Origin of the sequence: Azotobacter vinelandii CA, assembly GCF_000380335.1 — a bacterium.
GTDB lineage: Bacteria > Pseudomonadota > Gammaproteobacteria > Pseudomonadales > Pseudomonadaceae > Azotobacter > Azotobacter vinelandii.
This window is the reverse complement of the sequence record NC_021149.1, coordinates 680187-699065: the sequence shown is the minus strand read 5'-3', so window position 1 is coordinate 699065 and position 18879 is coordinate 680187. Positions and strand designations below refer to the sequence as shown.

23 protein-coding genes are annotated in these 18879 nt (G+C 66.9%); 15 read left to right on the top strand and 8 right to left on the bottom strand.

The window, feature by feature from the left end; genetic code table 11:
* The first annotated feature begins 38 nt into the window (after positions 1-38).
* The 3 genes from AVCA_RS03405 (at position 39) to AVCA_RS03400 (ending at position 2557) form a co-directional block, all read left to right on the top strand.
* On the top strand, positions 39-1682 hold the full coding sequence (locus AVCA_RS03405) for an AhpA/YtjB family protein (protein WP_012699411.1): 1644 nt from the start codon (positions 39-41) through the stop codon (positions 1680-1682).
* Positions 1683-1966: 284 nt separating this feature from the next.
* Positions 1967-2131, top strand: a complete 165-nt coding sequence (locus tag AVCA_RS26310; protein ID WP_175555895.1) for a hypothetical protein — start codon at positions 1967-1969, stop codon at positions 2129-2131.
* Between the two features lie 249 nt (positions 2132-2380).
* Positions 2381-2557, top strand: a complete 177-nt coding sequence (locus tag AVCA_RS03400; protein WP_012699409.1) for a con-10 family general stress protein — start codon at positions 2381-2383, stop codon at positions 2555-2557.
* A 30-nt stretch (positions 2558-2587) separates the two neighbouring features.
* Here the strand turns inward: AVCA_RS03400 and AVCA_RS03395 are convergent, their stop codons facing one another.
* Both AVCA_RS03395 and AVCA_RS03390 read right to left on the bottom strand, forming a co-directional pair.
* A complete protein-coding gene (locus tag AVCA_RS03395) occupies positions 2588-3775 on the bottom strand; it encodes an acetyl-CoA C-acyltransferase (protein ID WP_012699408.1) in 1188 nt (395 codons plus the stop codon).
* A 43-nt stretch (positions 3776-3818) separates the two neighbouring features.
* On the bottom strand, positions 3819-4583 hold the full coding sequence (locus AVCA_RS03390) for an SDR family NAD(P)-dependent oxidoreductase (protein WP_012699407.1): 765 nt from the start codon (positions 4581-4583) through the stop codon (positions 3819-3821).
* Positions 4584-4688: 105 nt separating this feature from the next.
* On the opposite strand from AVCA_RS03390, the gene msrP reads away from it, so the two are divergent.
* The 11 genes from msrP to AVCA_RS03335 all read left to right on the top strand — a co-directional run bounded on the left by msrP (position 4689) and on the right by AVCA_RS03335 (position 13353).
* A complete protein-coding gene (gene msrP / locus AVCA_RS03385) occupies positions 4689-5699 on the top strand; it encodes a protein-methionine-sulfoxide reductase catalytic subunit MsrP (RefSeq protein ID WP_012699406.1) in 1011 nt (336 codons plus the stop codon).
* Positions 5699-6301, top strand: a complete 603-nt coding sequence (msrQ, locus tag AVCA_RS03380; RefSeq protein WP_012699405.1) for a protein-methionine-sulfoxide reductase heme-binding subunit MsrQ — start codon at positions 5699-5701, stop codon at positions 6299-6301. The genes msrP and msrQ overlap by 1 nt, the downstream gene beginning before the upstream one ends.
* Positions 6302-6509: 208 nt before the next feature.
* The gene (locus tag AVCA_RS03375) at positions 6510-7418 is read left to right on the top strand and encodes a glutamate/aspartate ABC transporter substrate-binding protein (protein ID WP_012699403.1); all 909 of its coding nucleotides are present in this window, start codon (positions 6510-6512) and stop codon (positions 7416-7418) included.
* Between the two features lie 76 nt (positions 7419-7494).
* Complete coding sequence (locus AVCA_RS03370) at positions 7495-8238, top strand: amino acid ABC transporter permease (RefSeq protein ID WP_012699402.1); 744 nt, start codon at positions 7495-7497, stop codon at positions 8236-8238.
* Positions 8235-8903: an amino acid ABC transporter permease gene (locus AVCA_RS03365; RefSeq protein ID WP_175555896.1), complete on the top strand. Its 669-nt coding sequence runs from the start codon at positions 8235-8237 to the stop codon at positions 8901-8903. Before AVCA_RS03370 ends, AVCA_RS03365 begins: the two co-directional genes overlap by 4 nt.
* Entirely contained in the window at positions 8900-9634 is a 735-nt protein-coding gene (locus tag AVCA_RS03360) for an amino acid ABC transporter ATP-binding protein (protein WP_012699400.1), read from the top strand. The genes AVCA_RS03365 and AVCA_RS03360 overlap by 4 nt, the downstream gene beginning before the upstream one ends.
* A gap of 10 nt (positions 9635-9644) precedes the next feature.
* A complete protein-coding gene (locus tag AVCA_RS03355) occupies positions 9645-10733 on the top strand; it encodes an asparaginase (RefSeq protein WP_012699399.1) in 1089 nt (362 codons plus the stop codon).
* A gap of 79 nt (positions 10734-10812) precedes the next feature.
* Positions 10813-11118, top strand: coding sequence for a MazG-like family protein (locus AVCA_RS03350; RefSeq protein ID WP_012699398.1), 306 nt, complete (start codon positions 10813-10815; stop codon positions 11116-11118).
* Positions 11115-11873 carry a methyltransferase domain-containing protein gene (locus tag AVCA_RS03345; protein WP_012699397.1) on the top strand — a complete coding sequence of 253 codons (759 nt, stop codon included), beginning with the start codon at positions 11115-11117 and terminating at the stop codon, positions 11871-11873. Before AVCA_RS03350 ends, AVCA_RS03345 begins: the two co-directional genes overlap by 4 nt.
* A 79-nt stretch (positions 11874-11952) precedes the next feature.
* Positions 11953-12558 (top strand): DUF4136 domain-containing protein, encoded by a 606-nt coding sequence (locus AVCA_RS03340; protein WP_012699396.1) that lies wholly within the window; start codon positions 11953-11955, stop codon positions 12556-12558.
* Between the two features lie 249 nt (positions 12559-12807).
* Positions 12808-13353 (top strand): DUF4136 domain-containing protein, encoded by a 546-nt coding sequence (locus AVCA_RS03335; protein WP_012699395.1) that lies wholly within the window; start codon positions 12808-12810, stop codon positions 13351-13353.
* 29 nt (positions 13354-13382) lie between these two features.
* Here the strand turns inward: AVCA_RS03335 and AVCA_RS03330 are convergent, their stop codons facing one another.
* Positions 13383-14402, bottom strand: coding sequence for a patatin-like phospholipase family protein (locus tag AVCA_RS03330; protein ID WP_231876227.1), 1020 nt, complete (start codon positions 14400-14402; stop codon positions 13383-13385).
* 839 nt (positions 14403-15241) lie between these two features.
* On the opposite strand from AVCA_RS03330, the gene AVCA_RS26305 reads away from it, so the two are divergent.
* Positions 15242-15391, top strand: a complete 150-nt coding sequence (locus AVCA_RS26305) for a hypothetical protein (protein WP_175555898.1) — start codon at positions 15242-15244, stop codon at positions 15389-15391.
* Positions 15392-16014: 623 nt separating this feature from the next.
* Here the strand turns inward: AVCA_RS26305 and AVCA_RS03320 are convergent.
* The 5 genes from AVCA_RS03320 to AVCA_RS26665 all read right to left on the bottom strand — a co-directional run bounded on the left by AVCA_RS03320 (position 16015) and on the right by AVCA_RS26665 (position 18846).
* Positions 16015-17106, bottom strand: a complete 1092-nt coding sequence (locus tag AVCA_RS03320; protein ID WP_236616340.1) for an eCIS core domain-containing protein — start codon at positions 17104-17106, stop codon at positions 16015-16017.
* A 48-nt stretch (positions 17107-17154) separates the two neighbouring features.
* Entirely contained in the window at positions 17155-17280 is a 126-nt protein-coding gene (locus AVCA_RS27000; protein ID WP_269078191.1) for a hypothetical protein, read from the bottom strand.
* Positions 17281-17286: 6 nt separating this feature from the next.
* Positions 17287-17520, bottom strand: coding sequence for a YidH family protein (locus AVCA_RS26670; protein ID WP_236616339.1), 234 nt, complete (start codon positions 17518-17520; stop codon positions 17287-17289).
* Positions 17521-17650: 130 nt separating this feature from the next.
* Positions 17651-18016, bottom strand: a complete 366-nt coding sequence (locus AVCA_RS03310; RefSeq protein WP_236616338.1) for a hypothetical protein — start codon at positions 18014-18016, stop codon at positions 17651-17653.
* A gap of 278 nt (positions 18017-18294) precedes the next feature.
* Entirely contained in the window at positions 18295-18846 is a 552-nt protein-coding gene (locus AVCA_RS26665) for a cytochrome P450 (RefSeq protein WP_231876225.1), read from the bottom strand.
* Positions 18847-18879 lie beyond the last annotated feature (33 nt).

The following is an 18879-nucleotide window of genomic DNA, read 5'->3' as shown; positions in this document are numbered from 1 at the left end:
GTATACTGCCCACCCGAATTTTTCACGAGCCGCGATCAGTGACCCGGCCAGCCTCCGCCAAGCCCGAAAACTTCTTCGTCCTGCTGTTCCGCGCCTTGTGCCAGCGGCGCGTCCCAGTCTCCCTGCGTATCGTCAGCCACAGCCTGGTGCTGGTGATCCTGGCCCTGGCCCTCTATTCCTGGCTGGTCGGCCTGCAGGTCCGCCAGACCATGCACGAGCAGGCCGATGCCCTCGGCCAGACGCTGACCACCCAGACCAGCGCCGCGGCCAGCCACCTGTTGGTGGCCAACGACATCCTCAGCCTCAACGTGCTGCTGGGCAACTTGACGAAGAACCCGCTGGTCGCCCACGCGGCCGTCTACAACGCGGACAACCACCTGCTCGCCGAAGCCGGCAACCGTCCGCCGCGGATGCCGCCGGAAGGCGATCCCAGCCTCCACGCCCGGCCCATCACCTTCCAGGACAGTGTGACCGGTCACCTGCGCATCGTCCTGAACATGCCGCAGTTCCGCGAGCCCTTCATCATCGGCCTGCGCAACATGGGCCTGCTCGGCCTGGGCCTGCTGCTGCTGACGCTGATTCTCGGCCTGCGCCTGGGCTACGGCATCTCCACGCCGCTGCTGCAGTTGCGCGTCTGGCTGCGCGAGCCGGACGACCAGCCCCCCGGCGCCGAACGCCAGGACGAGATCGGCGACCTGGCCCGCCAGTTGCGAACCCGTCTCGCCCCCGAGCGGGCGTCCCGCCCAGCGCCCGACGGACTCGAGGACGACGAGCTGTCGCTCGACCTGTCCGATGCGCCTTCCACGGCCAGGACGTCCGCCGGGAAGCCGGTCTCACGCCCCATGTCCCACACGGCGGTGCCACCCTTCGCCACGCCCGAGCCGGCGAAGCGCAACGTGGCGGTGCCCGACGCCTCGAGACTCGGCGCGACGAACGCCAGGGCGGAGTCCTCGTCGCATCCCCTGTCCGGCTTGCACGCCGATATCGACGACCTGGACGACGAGGCCCCGCCGCTGCGCCGGCTGGTCCCGGATGCCGGCGACGAGCCCGGCTTCGGCGTGGACTTCGACGAAGACGTCGCCCCCGCGTCCGCCTCGCACCGTCAGGCCCGCGAGAGCGCTGTGCTGGCCATCCAGCTCGGCCCCCTGGACCAGTTGCGCAACCTGTCCCGCGAACGGCTGGCGGAACTGCGCCGGCGCTATCGCGACAGCCTGGAGCAGGCTGCGGCGTTCTACGGTGGCGAACTGCACCCGCTCGACGAGGACGGCGGCCTGCTGCTGTTCCATCGCCGCGAGTGCGGCGACGACTACCTGGCCGGTGCCATCTGTTGCGCCGAACTGCTGCGTTCGCTGAAATCCGAGTTGGAGCTCGAGGCCGCCGGCGACGCCAGCCTGCAATTGCAGCTCGGCCTCGCGCGCGGCGACAAGCTCGCCGGCCTCGGCCAGGCGGCCCTGCTGCTCAGCCCGGGCGGCCAGTCCGCACTGACCCTGGCGCAGTACAGCCACGACGTCCTGCTGCTGGAGCGGCAGATCGGCGAGGACCCCGCAGCCCGCCAGTGCGCGCGCTTGCGGTCGCTAGCCAATCCGGAAGGCGCCGCCACCATCGAGTACCTGCTCGAACCCTACGCCACCGAACTGGACGGCCAGTTGGCCCGCCTGCGCGAGGAGCTGCAAAGCTATTGATCTGATCCGCACCCTGCCAGCCCCCGAGCCCGCCGATCGCCGAAACGGCGCCGGCTCGCAGGCGCTGGCGCCTTCGCCGGCCAGCTCCCGGACCTCGGCCTGGGCAGCCCGCCCTCCCGCCACGCGCCATCCTCGACCGGACGCCCATCCCCGAGCCGAGCGTCGTCCCTGCCGGTCGGCCCCGCTTTGACAGCCGGGGCTCCGCCAGCTAAACAGGAAAACAAGAGTCAGCTAACGAATGCGCCCAGGCGCCGCCGATCCATGGGTATCTACAGGTGAACAAAATGAAAAAGAACACCGTGCTCGACCCCAAGAAGCATCTCGAACCGGGGCTGGAAATCCATAGCTGCGAAGACCTGCCGGAGGAGGCCGCCCTGCCGCGCGCCCGGGGCGACTGGCGCCTGTCGCGCTCCAACAAGCCACGGCGCACCTGGCGCCTGAGCAAATAGCCTTTCCTTCCCTGTCCGGCCGTTTTCACGCTCTCAGGCGGGAACGGCCTTCGCCGGCCTATTCCCGCCATCGAGCCCGCCGACGAGCGGCTGTCCGGCTACCGCCTGTCGAGCAGGCCCCTACCGTCCATCCACTGCCCGCCCCTTCGCCGGAAAAACCGGAACTCTGCCTATAGGCTTCTCTCAGTAACTGTGCAGCCAGACGCTTGTCCGGACTGCGCACTCCACCAGCTCGCGAGGAGAAAGGCCATGCCCAAACACGCCAATCCCGGAAACTTCGCCAACGACCCCGAACGGGCCGCCGCAGCCGGCCGCAAGGGTGGGCACAACAGCGGCGGCAATTTCGCCAACGACCCGAAAAAAGCCTCCGAGGCCGGCCGCAAGGGAGGCCGCAACAGCCACGGAGGCGGCCGCCAGCAACACTGACCGTTCCAGGCGGGAGTGTCCTCCCGCCTGTCAGGCCATCTCCACCGCCATCGCCGTCGCCTCGCCACCGCCGATGCACAGGCTGGCGACGCCACGCCGTCCGCCGCCGCGGCGCAGGGCGCCCAGCAGGGTAACCAGGATACGCGCCCCGGACGCGCCGATCGGATGTCCCAGGGCGCAGGCGCCGCCATGGACGTTGACCCGTGCCGGATCGAGCCTAAGATCGCGGATCGCCGCCAGGGTCACCACCGCGAAGGCCTCGTTGATTTCCCACAGGTCGACGTCGCCGACCGACCAGCCGAGCCGCTCCAGCAGTTTTCGCATCGCGCCGACCGGCGCGGTCGGAAACAGCCGCGGCTCATGGGCATGGCTGGCATGGCCGACAACGGTCGCCAGGGGCGCGAGTCCGAGCCGTCCGGCCGTGGAGCGGCGCATCAGCAGCAGTGCGGCGGCGCCGTCGGAAATCGAGCTGGAGTTGGCCGGCGTCACCGTACCGCCCTCGCGAAAGGCCGGCTTGAGTTCGGGAATCCGCTCCAGACGTGCCTTCGGCGGCTGTTCATCGTGCTCGATCAGTACCTCGCCGTGGCGGCCGGAGAGGCTCACCGGGGCGATTTCCCAGGCGAAGGCACCGGACTCGATGGCCGCCCGGGCGCGGCTCGTCGAGGCGATGGCCCAGGTGTCCTGCTCCTCGCGGCCGAAGCCGTGGCTGGCCGCGCAATCCTCGGCGAAGGTGCCCATCAGCCGGCCCCGGTCGAAGTAGGCATCCTCCAGACCGTCGAAGAACATGTGGTCGAGCGCCTGCCGATGCCCGAGCCGGTAGCCGCCGCGCGCGCCGGGCAGCAGGTAGGGGGCGTTGCTCATCGACTCCATGCCGCCGGCCAGCACGACCTCGGCGCTGCCGGCGAGCAGCAGGTCATGGGCCAGCATGGCGGCCTTCATCCCGGAGCCGCACACCTTGTTGACCGTGGTGCAGCCGACCGACAGCGGCAAACCTGCCTCGATCGCCGCCTGGCGGGCCGGCGCCTGGCCGAGCCCGGCCGGCAGCACGCAGCCGAGGATCAGTTCCTGCACCCGCTCGCCGGGAAGGCCGGCCCGCTGCAGCGCCGCGCGCACGGCGACGCCGCCCAGCCGCGGCGCGCTCAGCCCGGAGAGTTCGCCCTGGAACGCGCCGAGCGGCGTGCGCGCGGCGGAAACGATGACAACCGGATCCTGGGACATGTGACGTCCTCGCTGGCGGTTATTGACGAAAGAAGGGAGCGCCCTAGCGGGCGGCCATGCGGATGGCGCCATCCAGGCGGATGACCTCGCCGTTTAGGTACGGGTTGGCGAAGATGTGCTCCACCAGCGCGGCGAACTCCCCGGGCCGCCCCAGCCGTGGCGGGAAGGGCACCATCCGGCCCAGCGACGCCTGCACCTCGGCCGGCATGCCCAGCAGCATGGGGGTTTCCATGACCCCGGGCGCGATGCACATGACGCGGATGCCGTGCTGGCACAATTCCCGGGCCAGCGGCAGGGTCATCGCCACCACGCCGCCCTTGGAGGCGGCATAGGCGGCCTGGCCGATCTGCCCCTCGAAGGCCGCCACCGAGGCGGTATTGACGATCACCCCGCGCTCGCCAGCGGCATCCGGCTCCGTCTCGCGCATGATCGCGGCGGCCAGGCGGATCATGTTGAAGCTGCCCAGCAGGTTGATCTCCAGGGTACGGGCGAAGGTTTCCAGGGCATGCGGCCCCGCGCGCCCGACCAGCTTCTCCGCCGGGGCGATACCGGCGCAGTTCACCAGGCCGCGCAGAGGTCCCATGCCGACGGCGGCCTCGAAGCAGGCGTGGGCGCTGTCGGCGCGGGCCACGTCGGTTTCCACGAAACGCGCCCGCTCGCCCAGTTCCGCAGCCAGCGCGACGCCGGCCTCGCGGTCGATGTCGGCCAGCACCACCCGGCCGCCGCGCTCGACGATCAACCGCGCCGTCGCCGCGCCCAGTCCGGAACTCCCGCCGCTCACCACATACACGTTGTCCCCGATCCGCATGAGCTTTCCTCCCTGTCCTGCCGTAAAGTCTAGCCTTGCGTGCCGCCCCCGCGCGCCGGAGGGCCGCCATGGGTACCGTCGACCGCCGCCGTTCGAGAAACGACCATGCTGATCCAGATCCCACCCCGCTCGCACTGCCCGTCCTCCGAGATCACCCCGGAGTCCGTCTACCTGTCGCGCCGACGCTTTCTCGGCGCCGGGGCCGTGGCGCTGGGCGCCGCCGTCCTGCCCGCCCGGTCCCGCGCCGAAAGCCAGCGCTACGCCGGCGTCGAACCGGGCCGCCCGCCCGCCTGGTTCACCGAGAAGCTGCCGGATACCCGCTGGCAGGCGGTCGAGGCGCCGGGCGATGCGCTCACCCCGTTCCAGGATGCCAGCCACTACAACAACTTCTACGAGTTCGGCCCGGACAAGGGCGATCCGGCGGCGAACGCCGGCCGGCTGCCCACCGAACCCTGGAGCGTGCGGATCGACGGCGAGGTCGGCAAGCCGGGCCGGTACGCCCTGGAAGATCTGGTCCGCCCGCACGCACTGGAGGAGCGCATCTACCGGCTGCGCTGCGTGGAGGCCTGGTCGATGGTGATCCCCTGGCTGGGCTTCCCCCTCGCCGAGTTGCTCAAGCGCGCCGAGCCTACCGGCAACGCCAGGTACGTGGCCTTCGAGACGCTGGTCGATCCCGAGCACATGCCGGGCCAGCGCTCGCGCTTCGCCCTGCTCGACTGGCCGTACCGCGAGGGCCTGCGGCTGGACGAGGCGATGCACCCGCTGACCCTCCTGGCGGTGGGCATGTACGGTCGCGTGCTGCCCAACCAGAACGGCGCGCCGCTGCGGCTGGTCGTACCCTGGAAGTACGGTTTCAAGAGCATCAAATCGATCGTGCGCATCAGCCTGACCGAACGCCAGCCCTACACCAGTTGGCAGAACCGGGCACCCGAGGAGTACGGCTTCTACGCCAACGTCAATCCCGCCGTAGACCACCCGCGCTGGAGCCAGAAACGCGAACGGCGCCTGCCGGGCAGCCTGTTCAGTCCCAACCTGCGCGATACCCTGCCGTTCAACGGCTATGCCGAGGAAGTCGCCGGCCTCTACGCCGGCATGGACCTGACCAAGGACTACTGATGAAACATCCGCTCTGGCGCTGCGCCGTATTCGTCGCGGCCCTGTTGCCGCCGCCCGTCTGGCTGTACCAGGCCTGGATCTTCGCCCTCGGCCCGGACCCGGGCAAGGTGCTGCTCGAACGCCTCGGCCAGGGCGCGCTGATCCTGCTGCTGCTGACCCTGAGCCTGACGCCGCTGCAACGGGCGACGCACTGGAGCGGCTGGGGGCAGGTGCGCCGCCAGCTCGGCCTGTGGTGCTTCGCCTATGCCTGCCTGCACCTTCTGGCCTACCTGGTCTTCGTCCTGGGACTGGATTTCGCCCAGCTCGGTACCGAGCTGCAAAAGCGCCCCTACATCCTGGTCGGCGCGCTGGCCTGGTGCAGCCTGCTGCCGCTCGCCCTCACCTCGAACCGCTTCAGCATGCGCCGCCTGGGCCGGCGCTGGAAGCAACTGCACCGCCTGGTCTACGCGGCTCTCGGCCTGGCACTGCTGCACATGCTGTGGATCGTCCGCTCGGATATCGGCCAGTGGCTGCTGTATTGCGCCTGGGCCCTGCTCCTGCTGGCCCTGCGCCTGCCCGGCCCGGGACGCCGCCTCGGGCGAAGGGCCGGCGGCGCTCCGTGAGGCAGGTGCGGCCCAGCCCCGCGACTACAGGTTTCGCCCGTTTCACCGGCCCTGAAAAATCCCTTTCGAATCATGTGGATAAAAGAAAATCGGGCATTTTGCCCAACTGGCACGCATTCTGCCTTTAGACTTGAGGCCAGTGCGGTAGAGCCTCCCCGAGGGATCGGGCTACCGCCCTCAGTCAAAACAACGAGTAGAGGAAACACTCATGCGTATCGCCTCCTGCCTGCTGGGCAGCGCCCTGGCCGTCGCCCTGTCGTCCGGCACGGCCTTCGCCGCGGAAGAACTCACCGGCACCCTGAAGAAGATCAAGGACACCGGTACCATCACCCTTGGTCACCGCGACGCCTCCATTCCCTTCTCCTACCTGGGCGGCGCCTCGCGCCAGCCGATCGGCTACTCCCACGACCTGCAGTTGAAGGTGGTCGAAGCGCTCAAGCAGCAACTCGGCCTGCCCGAACTCAAGGTGCGCTACACCCTGGTCACCTCGCAGACGCGCATTCCGCTGGTACAGAACGGCACCGTCGACCTGGAGTGCGGCTCCACCACCAACAATCAGGAACGCCAACAGCAGGTGGCCTTCTCGGTGGGTATCTTCGAGGTCGGCACCCGCCTGCTGACCAGAAAGACCTCGGGCATCGCCGACTTCCCCGACCTCAAGGGCAAGAACGTGGTGACCACCGCCGGCACCACTTCCGAGCGCCTGCTCAAGGCCATGAACGTCGAGCGGCAGATGGGCATGAACATCATCGCCGCCAAGGATCACGGCGAAGCCTTCCTCATGCTCGAATCCGGCCGCGCGGTGGCCTTCATGATGGATGACGCGCTGCTCTACGGCGAAATGGCCAAGGCCAGGAAGCCCGACGACTGGACCGTGGTCGGCACGCCGCAGTCCTACGAGATCTACGGCTGCATGCTGCGCAAGGACGACCCGGCCTTCAAGAAGGCGGTCGACGGCGCCCTGACCGCGACCTTCGAGTCCGGCGAGATCAACGCCATCTACGACAAGTGGTTTCTCCAGCCGATCCCACCCAAGGGCCTGAACCTCCACTTCCCGATGAGCGACGAGTTGAAGAAACTGATCGCCGAACCCACCGACAAGGCCGCCGGCCAATAGCGAACGGCGGTGCCCTGCGCGCCGGGGCTTGTCCCGCGCAGGGCTCCCTCACAGTGCAGATCGGAGGAAATCCCCCATGGATTACAACTGGGACTGGGGCGTGTTCTTCAGGTCCACCGGGATCGGCGACGAGATCTACCTCGACTGGTTCGTCGCCGGCTTCGGCTGGACCCTCGCCGTCGCCCTGGTCGGCTGGATCATCGCCCTGCTGCTGGGCTCGCTGCTCGGCGTGCTGCGCACCCTGCCAAACCGCTGGCTGTCCGGCATCGCCAGCGCCTACGTGGAGCTGTTTCGCAACGTGCCGCTGCTGGTGCAACTGTTCCTCTGGTACTTCCTGGTGCCGGACCTCTTGCCCACGCCGCTGGAGCTGTGGTTCAAGCAGGACCTCAGCCCGGCCACCTCGGCCTACCTGAGCGTGGTGGTGTGCCTCGGCCTGTTCACCGCCGCACGGGTCTGCGAACAGGTACGCACCGGCATCCAGGCGCTGCCCAGGGGCCAGACCGCCGCGGCCCAGGCGCTGGGCCTGCGGAGCGGACAGATCTACCGCCAGGTGCTGCTGCCACAGGCCTTTCGCATCATCATCCCGCCGCTGACCTCGGAGTTCCTCAACATCATCAAGAACTCCTCGGTGGCTTCGCTGATCGGCCTGATGGAACTGCTCGCGCAGACCCGCCAGACAGCGGAATTCACCACCAACCTGTTCGAGGCCTTCACCCTGGCCACGCTGATCTACTTCACCCTGAACATGAGCCTGATGCTGTTCATGCGCTGGATCGAGAAAAAGGTCGCGGTGCCGGGTCTGATCGGGGGAGGCAAGTGATGGATTTCAGTTCGATCCCCGCCGCGCTCCCGGCGCTCTGGGAGGGCATGCAGACCACCCTGCTGCTGCTCGCCCTCGGCGTGCTCGGCAGCGTGCTGCTGGGCACCCTGCTGGCGATCCTGCGCCTTTCGCACAACCCGCTGCTGGCCGGCATCGCCTCCGCCTACGTCAACTACTTCCGCTCCATTCCGCTGCTGCTGGTGATCATCTGGTTCTATTTCGCGGTGCCCTTCGTGCTGCGCTGGATCACCGGCGAGGACACCCCGGTGGGCGCCTTCGCCTCCTGCCTGGTGGCCTTCGTGATGTTCGAGGCCGCCTTCTACTGCGAAATCGTCCGCGCCGGCATCCAGTCGATTCCGCACGGCCAGATGAGCGCCGCCCAGGCGCTGGGGATGACCTATGGCCAGAGCATGCGACTGGTCATCCTGCCGCAGGCCTTCCGCAAGATGACCCCGCTGCTGCTGCAACAGAGCATCATCCTCTTCCAGGACACCTCGCTGGTCTACAGCGTCGGCCTGATGGACTTTCTCAACGCCGCCCGCTCGCACGGCGACATCATCGGCCAGCCCCACGAATTCCTGATCTTCGCCGGCCTGGTGTACTTCGTCGTCAGCTTCGCCGCCTCGCAACTGGTCAAGCGTCTGCAGAAAAGGTTAACCGTATGATTTCGATCCGAAACGTCAGCAAGTGGTACGGGGACTTCCAGGTCCTGACCGATTGCACCACCGAGGTACGCAAGGGCGAGGTGGTGGTGGTCTGCGGACCGTCCGGCTCCGGCAAGTCCACCCTGATCAAGTGCGTCAACGCCCTGGAGCCCTTCCAGCAGGGCGACATCGAGGTCGACGGCACCTCGCTGGCCGCCCCGAAGACCGACCTGCCGAAGCTGCGTGCCCGGGTCGGCATGGTGTTCCAGCATTTCGAGCTGTTCCCCCACCTGACGGTCACCGAGAACCTGACCCTGGCACAGATCAAGGTCCTCGGCCGCGGCAAGGCCGAGGCCACCGAGAAGGGCCTGGCGCTGCTCGACCGGGTCGGCCTCGCAGCCCACGCCCACAAGCACCCCGGCCAGCTCTCCGGCGGCCAGCAGCAGCGCGTGGCGATCGCCCGCGCGCTGGCCATGGACCCGGTGGTGATGCTGTTCGACGAGCCGACCTCGGCGCTCGACCCGGAAATGGTCAACGAAGTGCTCGACGTGATGGTCCAGCTCGCCCAGGAGGGCATGACCATGATGTGCGTGACCCATGAGATGGGCTTCGCCCGCAAGGTCGCCGACCGGGTGATCTTCATGGACCGCGGCAACATAGTCGAAGACTGCGCCACGGAAGCCTTCTTCGGCGACATCGCGGCGCGCTGCGAGCGAGCCCGGCAGTTCCTCGCCAAGATCCTGCCGCATTGAGGGCCCGTGCATGAAGCCCTGCCTGCCCGTGCTCGCCCCCGTCCTGCTCGCCCTGGGCCTGCTGCTGTCGCCCGCGTCGCATGCCGCGGAAAGCGAAACCGCGCCGCCACGGCCGCGGGTGACCATACTCGCCACCGGCGGCACCATCGCCGGAGCCGGCGCCAGCGCCGCCGACAGCGCCACCTACCAGGCCGCCAAGGTCCCGGTCGAGCAACTGCTCGCCGGCGTACCGCAACTCGCGGACCTCGCCGAGGCGCGCGGCGAACAGGTGTTCCAGCTCGCCTCGGAGAGCTTCGGCAACGAGCAGTTGCTCGCCCTCGGCCGGCGTGTCGCCGAGCTGGCGGAGAATCCCGAGGTCGACGGCATCGTCATCACCCATGGCACCGACACCCTGGAGGAAACCGCCTACTTCCTCACCCTGGTCGAGCGTACCGACAAGCCCATCGTAGTGGTCGGCTCCATGCGCCCGGGCACCGCCCTGTCCGCCGACGGCGCGCTCAACCTGTACAACGCCGTCGCCGTGGCCGGCAATCCGCAAGCGCGTGGCAAGGGCGTGCTGGTGACTCTGAACGACGAGATCCACTCCGGGCGCGACGTCGCCAAGGCGCTGAACATCAAGACCGAGGCCTTCAAGAGTCCCTGGGGACCGCTGGGCATGGTGGTGGAAGGCAAGAGCTACTGGTTCCGCCTGCCGGCCAAGCGCCACACGCTGGACTCCGAATTCGACATCCGCCGGATCGACAGCCTGCCGCGGGTCGACATCGCCTACGCCTACGGCAACCTCGACGACACCGCCTACCGGGCCTTCGCTCGAGCCGGCGCCAAGGCCATCGTGCATGCCGGCACCGGCAACGGCTCGGTCGCCGCGCCGCTGGTGCCGGCCCTGCGCGCGCTGCGCGAGGAAGGCCTGCAGATCATCCGTTCCTCGCGCGCCGACCAGGGCGGCTTCGTCCTGCGCAACGCCGAACAGCCGGACGACCGCTACGACTGGGTGGTCGCCCACGACCTCAATCCGCAGAAGGCGCGCATCCTCGCCATGGTCGCGCTGACCCGGACGCAGGACAGCAAGGAGCTGCAGCGGATCTTCTGGGAATACTGACAGGCACGGCCCAGCCAGGCCGCACTTGCGGCCTGGCCGCCGACGGCCGAAGCTATCGGCCTTTCCGTCGGAGCCACCCATGAACACCACCGAACTCACCCGCCGCCTGCACGCCATCCGTGACACCAACAATTGGCAACGCTTCCACAGCCCGAAGAACCTGGCGATGGCCGCCAACGTGGAAATGGCTGAGTTGGTGGAGATCTTCCAGTGGAAAAGCGAGGACGAATCCCGCGCCCTGCCCGCCGACGAACTGGCGCACGCCGGCCAGGAGATCGGCGACGTGGTCCTCTACCTCCTCTTGCTCTGCGCCGAACTCGGCCTGGATCTGGACGAGGTGGTGCGCGCCAAGCTGGCCGACAGCGAACGGCGCTTCGCCCGATGAGCGACCGCCACTTCGACGACCTGGCCCTGCGTTTCGCCGAGAAGATCTACGGCGGCGCCAAGGGCGCGATCCGCCTCGCCGTGCTCCAGGCCGACCTGGCCGAAGTCTTGCCCGAACGCCCGCTGCGGGTGCTCGACGTCGGTGCCGGACTCGGCCACATGGCGCTCTGGCTGGCCAAGCGCGGCCACCTCGTGACCCTCGCCGAGCCGGCTGCGCCGATGCTCGGTGCCGCCCGCGAACGCTTCGCCGCCGCCGGCCAGCGGGCCACTTTCGTCCAGGCACCCTGGCAGGAACTGCCCGGCCGGCTCGATGCCCCCTTCGATCTGGTGCTCTGCCACGCCGTGCTGGAATGGCTGGCCGAGCCGCTGCGCATCCTCCCCGTGCTGCACCAGTTCAGCGCACCCGGCGGCTGGCTGTCGCTGGCCTTCTACAATAAGGACGCGCTGATCTACCGCAACCTGCTCAAGGGCCACTTCCGCAAGCTGCGCAAGGAACAGTTCGCCGGCGAAGGCCGCAGCCTGACCCCGCAGCGCCCGCTCGACCCGCGCGAGCTGAAGGCCGCGATGCAGAGCGCCTGGCGGATCGACGGCGAAAGCGGCGTGCGGGTCTTCCACGACTACATGCCGGTGGAATTCCAGGCCCGGGCGGAACTGCCCGACCTTCTGGAAATGGAACTGGCCTACCGCCGTCACCCGGCCTTCGCCGGTCTCGGCCGCTACCTGCATTGGCTCTGCCGGCCACATCCGACTTGCTAAGCTTGTAACGAGGGTATCGCCGTTCCAGGAGCGAAGCCCGAGCATTTCCCCGCTCCCCACCGGGGTGAGGGCCACCCGCATGCATCGCCTGGCCGCACTGTCGCTCTGTCTCGCGCTCGGCGCCTGCCAGGGCCCCAATCCCTACCGCGCCGAATCCCTGCCCCTGCCTCCGGCGCCCCCCACGGCCGCCACGCCCTTCGAGCCGGGCGTCTATCCGGCCCCGCCCAGGGACTACGCCGCCTACCGCGACTGGGCCTGGCTGCACGGCCGCCCGCCGGACGGCGACGCCGGCCTGGATGCCGCCCAGGTGCAGGAAATCCTCTCCGCCGAGCTGGACCAGCGCGGCCTGCGTCCGGTCCGTCCGGGCGCCGAGGCGGATCTGCGGGTCAGTGCGCAGTTGACCCTGAAGCGGCGTATCCGCATCTACAGGGATTACTACGATCGCTTTGGCGGCTACTACGGCTACGGCCATCACTGGGATCGTTTCGGGGTATGGGGCCGGGCTCCCCTCGTCTACCGCTACGAGGAACAGGTGCTGGTGGTGCGCATCGCGTTCACCGCCGGCACGGATGGTCGGCGGCTCTGGCACGGCAGCGGCGAGGCCCGCGTCGACGCCGAGCGGAGCGGCCGCGCCAGGGCTCTGCAGCAGGCGGCCCGGCTCGCCCTGCAAGGCTTTCCGCCGTAGCCCCGAATGGAGCCCGCCATCGACCTTCAAGAATGTTTGACCATCGACAAGTCGCACGAGCGCCGCAGGCTCGAAAATCCTCGCTCACCGATCGGTTATGGATTGGTTACGCACAAACTTTAGATTGGAAAGCGACACCGCCCTTTCCCCTCCTCTCGGGGGAAAACCGGCCGAAGCGAAGGGAACAACGTCCGCGACGGTCCATCCGCCGCATGCACCGCCACCGGAGAAACCACCATGCGAATCCGTATGCTGCTGCCTCTTCTACTGCTGCTCGCAGCCTGCCAGAGCGTCCAGCTCGAGCGCGACTTCGACCCCAGCCGCGATTTCGGCGCCTACCGCACCTGGAGCTGGCAGGAACCGGCGCTGCAGTTCCGCCCCTCCGACCCGCGCCTCAGAAGCGACCTGACGGAGCAGCGCGTACGTGCCGCCGTGGCCGAGCAGCTCGACCAGCGCGGCCTGCGCCAGGCCCCGTCCGGTAACCGGGGCGACATCCGGGTGCAGGTCTGGCTGGTCGTCGACCAGCGCCAGAGCCAGATCACCTCCTACCCCGGCGGCTACTGGGGCAATCCCTGGTATGGCTACTGGGGCGGCCCCGGCTTCGGCGAAACGCGCACCTACGACTACCAGGTCGGCACCCTGCAGATCGACTTCTACGATAGCCGCGACGGCAAGCTGGTCTGGCGCGGCAGCGCCCAGCAGATCCTGCGCGAGGGACCCTACGATCCGGCCGAGCGCACCCGGATGATCCGCGAGACCGTATCCCGGGTGCTGTCGCAATATCCGCCGCATTGAAACGCCGGCCGGCACGACGGCCGGCGGCGTCACACCCCTTCCAGCAGGACATCCAGATCCAGCGTCGAACGCCGGCCCAGGTCCTTGCGATGCGCCTCGAGGAAACCCTCGGCGGCCTTGCGGCCCTGGTCACGCAGCATCGTCAGGAACGCCCACTCCCCGTTCAGCTTCGAGGAGTAGCCCAGCTCCAGCAGCACATCGCTGGAGATCCGGTGAATCCGCATCGAGGCCCAGCGGGCGCTTTCGTTGTCGCCGAGACAGACCATCTGACGCAGCAGCGCGATCATCTTCAGTTCCTTCAACAGCACGGAGTTGAAGGAAACCTCGTTGAGACGGCTGAGGATGTTGCGCGCCGAGCGCGGCGTACCCGGACGCTCGATGGGATTGATCTGCACCAGGATGGTGTCGCTCGACTCGCACTCGCGCACCAGCGGCGTGATCGTGGGATTGCCGGCGTAGCCCCCGTCCCAATAGGCGTCACCGTCGATCTCGATGGCCTGGAACAGGTTCGGCAGACAGGCCGAGGCCAGCAACGCATCGAGCGTCAGGTCGCCGTTGCGGAACACCCGCCCGCGTCCGGTGCGCACGTTGGTCGCGGTGACGAACAGCTTGATCGGACTGTCGGCCAGATGCGCGAAGTCGATGGACTCCTCGAGGATGGCGCGCAGCGGATTGCTCCCGCCCGGGTTCAGGTCGTAGGGAGAGAACACCCGCGCGACCATGTCCATGGTCAGGAACATGGGCGAGTAGTCCAGGGTCCAGCGCCCCAGCAACACATCGAGCGGGCTGCGCCGGAACGGACTGAAGCGCGCGGCCTTCGAGACCCGGCGCCAGAATGTCTCCAGCGCGCGGCGGGCACTCTCCGGCCCGCCCTTGGCATAGCCGTCCACCAGGACGGCCGCATTCATGGCCCCGGCCGAGGTTCCCGAGATGCCATCCAGTTGAAGCTCCGGCTCTTCGAGCAACCGGTCGAGCACGCCCCAGGTAAAAGCTCCGTGGGCACCGCCTCCCTGCAGCGCGAGGTCCACCCGCGGGTGGCCTCGTTTCATCCTGTCTGGTCCTGGTGAAGACATGGCTTCCCCCAAAACAACGACAAAGGAATATTTTCGGCACTACGTTTCTTAGGCGATCGGTAACACGAACCTCGCCGCATTGTACTTAAAATTCATTGCGATATTCCAAAATCTCGGAAATACCGACAAACGGCTATAAGAAAAAGCAAAAAGCTTTCATTTGCCACTATTGACAAACACGGACATACCCAAGAGCACGCCAGCCCCACTCAAGCAGGCGACATCAGGCGATGCGGCGAAGCCCGCAATGATAGCCATATGCCATGATTATCGACCTTGCCGGATGAAAGGCGAGCCCATGCGGCACTTACCGCGAATTGCTCGCTTGCATCTTGCATATCGGACTCTTCGCAGATGGCGCTTTCCGTCAAATCCCACCAGATCGCTCTCGGAAAATCCCCTGATAGCTTCGTGCAAGCCTTTCGGCGAGCAAAGCAAGCCAAAATAATGGCACTTCACATGGGGACTTGGAAAAGCCACGGATAGGTGGCACTTTTATGACGCCGCGATATTATAGCGACACTGAATAGCCATCCATGGCCATTCAGTGTCGAAATGAAATCAATATGACATCACACCAAGGAGCTAACTTATCCCCAACCCACGATGGTTACCGCCCCTCGATACCAAGACAACCTGACATTGCCGGGTCCTTATATGAATGCGCCATTACGACTTTCATGCGTCGGAACACTCGGGGTCCTCCGCAAAGGCGGGGCGGAGAGTCTTCGCTCATCGGCACAACATATATTTCTGAAAGATCAATAAAAACAGATCAAAACCAAGTACTTGGCATTCGACAGGGGAAAACGGGCATGAACGATATTTTCACCAAAACCATTCCATCGACCGTATCGATTACAAAAGCGTGCAAGGTGACAAATGGCTTCAGGATGGATTGCTTGTACTTTGATTCTGATATTGACCCTATACTTCAACAACCTGATCCTGGAGGTGAAGAATGAGTTCAGCAGGCAGGTCGATACCTTGAGGAAGGAACTGCACGCAACGAGAACTTGCCTCGATGCCAAACACATCAAGAGTTCCGAAACCGAATTCAGCAGAAACCTGCAGCGTTTTGAAATCAGCGAACTCCCGAAGGCCCAGAAAAGACTCAACTTTTAGCCCTCCGGGCTGCACACGGGAGAGACACGGGAAAGACAAGCCTGTTTAGGGCTGCAGGTCGCCATAGCGCCGAGTCGGTAACCGAGTTCGAGACGTGCGAGCTCACTTCATATCACTACAATTCAATTGCCACCGACACTTCCAAAGGTTCGAAACCTCAGCCCCTACCTTTTTCAACCTATCGGCTTCTGGATACCAACAGGCCACCGCACTCGAAAGTGACCGGCCGTGCTCCACAGATGCCAACGCCATGCCCAGCATTGCCCGCTCACCGGGCGAATCGAGGCGATCGTTCGACCCCACTCGAAAGGATCGACCGAACATTCGCATACCTCGACCCATTCGCTTCCAACTTCTTCTCTTTTTCCCTCGACGCCGCAACCCTTTGCCCTCAACCGGCCGGAGTCCCGGCAGGGCCGCCCTCCTTCCGCAAGGCGGAGCTGGGAGAAATATCATTTCATCATCAGGGCACCTGTCCCTTCACCGCTCCCGCCGACCCCGGACAATGGCAGGCCTCCCCGGAGAGCAGGGGCCTGGACAGCGTACAGGCGCCACTGTGGGTCACACAGCGGTCACCCAGATTCCGCGGCTCGGCGGTGCCGGGAAAGCTGCCTTCGGGGGTGACGCAGGTGCAAGGCGAACCCGCTGCGATTTCACCGTCCAGGGGGCAGATACCGCCTGTGCTGCGGCAGGCGTTGGCTGGTGGCGCGGCGGGCGGGTCGGGGACCAGCGAGCCCGCAGCCGCGCCTGCTGGCAGGTTGCACCAGCAGGGCGTGCCGACGGGGCCGGCACCCTCGACCCGGCAGGTAGCCGCGGCCGTGCCGCAGGTGCTGGAGCTGCCGGCCGCGGGGAAAGGCGCGGGCAGGCGGCCCGCTCCCGAATCGCCGGTGGCCGCCAGCCGTTGCCCGTCGCGCAGCTTCGCCCAGGCCACATAGCGCGTCTCGGCCTCATAGGCTTCATGCTCCACGGCCTCGTAGTCGCGCAGGTAGCGGATAGCGAACTCCGGGATGCCCCAGCGCCGGTACTGCTCGACATGGGTCAGCTCGTGCGCCCAGAGCGTGGGGTTGTAGAGCGCGTCGCCGGCGTCCCTGAACACCACGACGTGATCGAGAGCGATGGCGCGAGCCTCGCCATAGCGGATCAGGTTCCACTGCAGGCTGAAGTCGTCGCCGCCCTGCACCCGGTAACGCACCGCGTCCAGCACCCGCTCCGGCAGAAAGCCTGCAAGCTGGCGGCGGACGTCCGGCGGCATGGGCTCCACGCCATTGCGCAGCGCCTCGTCGCGGGAATGGACGATCAGTTCCTGAAGGACGGGGCCCCCGGTCTGCGCCAGGGCCTCGTTGAAGGCGGCAGTCCCCTCGTCGATGGCTTGCGCCGGCGGGATCAGCGCCTTGATCTGGCGATGCAGTTCGTCGAACGTCATGTCCGCCGGCGGGGCGGCCGCATCGACGATCCCGCCGCCGCCCGGCTCCCCGCCGGCGACAGCGCCCGCGCAGAGCGCGAGCACGAAACCGGCCGCGTACAGTCTTCGAACGATCGCCGCATGCCTCGCCATCTCCATTCTCCTTTCTCAGCACAGGCGCCCGGCGCCATCACGCGCAATTCAACGCCAGTACAGAACCAGCGCCAGGCCGCTGCCGAGCAGCGCGACGATCAGGTTCACGGCGATCCCCCAGCGGGCGTCGTAACCCGGCGGATATTCGACAGGCGTCAGGGTTCTCAGCACCACCAGGTACTACCGGCACGAATAGACGGCGACAAAGGCACCCAACGCGATGAAGGCCAGCCCCAGCCAGAAGGTGGCGACCGAATCCTTCGCGGCCGGACTGTCGGGGGCGAGCGCCCGGACCAACAGGCCGGAACGCTCCACCACGAAGCCGAAGGCGATCAGCGCCAGGCCGGTCCTGTTCCAGGCCAGCAGGGTCCGCTCGGCGGCGAACAGCACTCGGGGATCGTTCAGGTCTGACATGCTCTCTCCTCGGATTGAATCGGCGTGCCGGCGGCGCACCGCGAACGGATGCGGCGGATGCATCGCTATCGGCAGTCCATGCCGTCAGGCGTGGAGCCACCAAGCCTTGCCAGTCGATCCCCACTCGGTCTCACTGCGCCATCGCATCCGCCCCGTGCTCGGACAGTTGGGCGCCGAACCAGCGGTGGATGGCGGTGATCATGCCGATGTCGCCGGCCTCGAAGCGGATTTCGCCACCATTGGGCAGGGGCAGGTAGGAAACCTTCATGCGCGAGGCGCCGGCCTCCAGCTCCTTGAGCCCCGGCATGTCCGCGCCGTGCAGGCTGGCCGGAGTGGAGAAGTCGCCGCTGGAGAAACGCGCCCGCATATGCAGGAGATGCCGCTGGATGCTCTGCAACTGGTCTTCCGCGCCCGGCTTGCGAATGACGACCTGCATGCTGCCGCCGGTTTCGGTCATGCGGAAGATATGCAGGGTACGCTCAAGGGAAAAAGGCATCACCCTGTGCCCTTGCTGATGGATATGCTCCTGCCGGCCTTGCGCTGAAGAAGAAGTAGCGGCCTGGGCCGGCACGGCGAAACAGGCACACAGGCCGATGACTGACAAGCGTAGATAACCGAACATGAAGATTGCTTTCCGGCAGTGGAGGTCGAAGCGCCGGGAAGGCGCGACGGATTTCGATCCGGCGCCGCGGACGATGCGCGCTGCGGTGCCGACGGGAAGTTATAGCGTATGGGTGGCCCAGTCCATGGCGGCGAACCGGACAGGACGCCGTCTCAGGGAGCCCCATGGATATCGCTCATGACGAATCGGCTTCTCGGCAATGCCGGGAGTCGCGAGAAGTCGATCTCGAGGTTCTGCATCGGCACCGCGTAGGAAAGCTCGCGCGCGAGCACGTCCGCGCCCAGCTTCATCACGATCCGCTCGCCCGGACAGCGATGGCCGCTCTCATGCTCGCCTCCGCCCTGGGGAATGAAATCGCAGGGACCGTACTCGCGGGAACCGAAGCGCTCCGGGCGGAACGTCTCCGGCGCCTGCCAGAGCCGGACGTCATGATCGGTACCGTACAGGTCCAGCATCACCCGCCTACCCGCGGGAAAGGCGTAGCCCCTCCACTCGAAGTCCTGCCGCACGCGCGCGACCACGGCCGGGAAGAAGGGATAGAAGCGGCGCACCTCCTGCACGAACCACTCCCGGTATTCGGCATCTCCGGAGCGGAGGCCATGCCGGCAGTGCGGATAGCGGTGCAATGCATGGGCGACGAAGGTGAGATAGACGGCGATCGCCACGACCGGCCGGATGACGTTCAGCAATTCGACGGCGGCCACATCGCGCTTCCAGCAGGTTGCCATCGAGCCCGC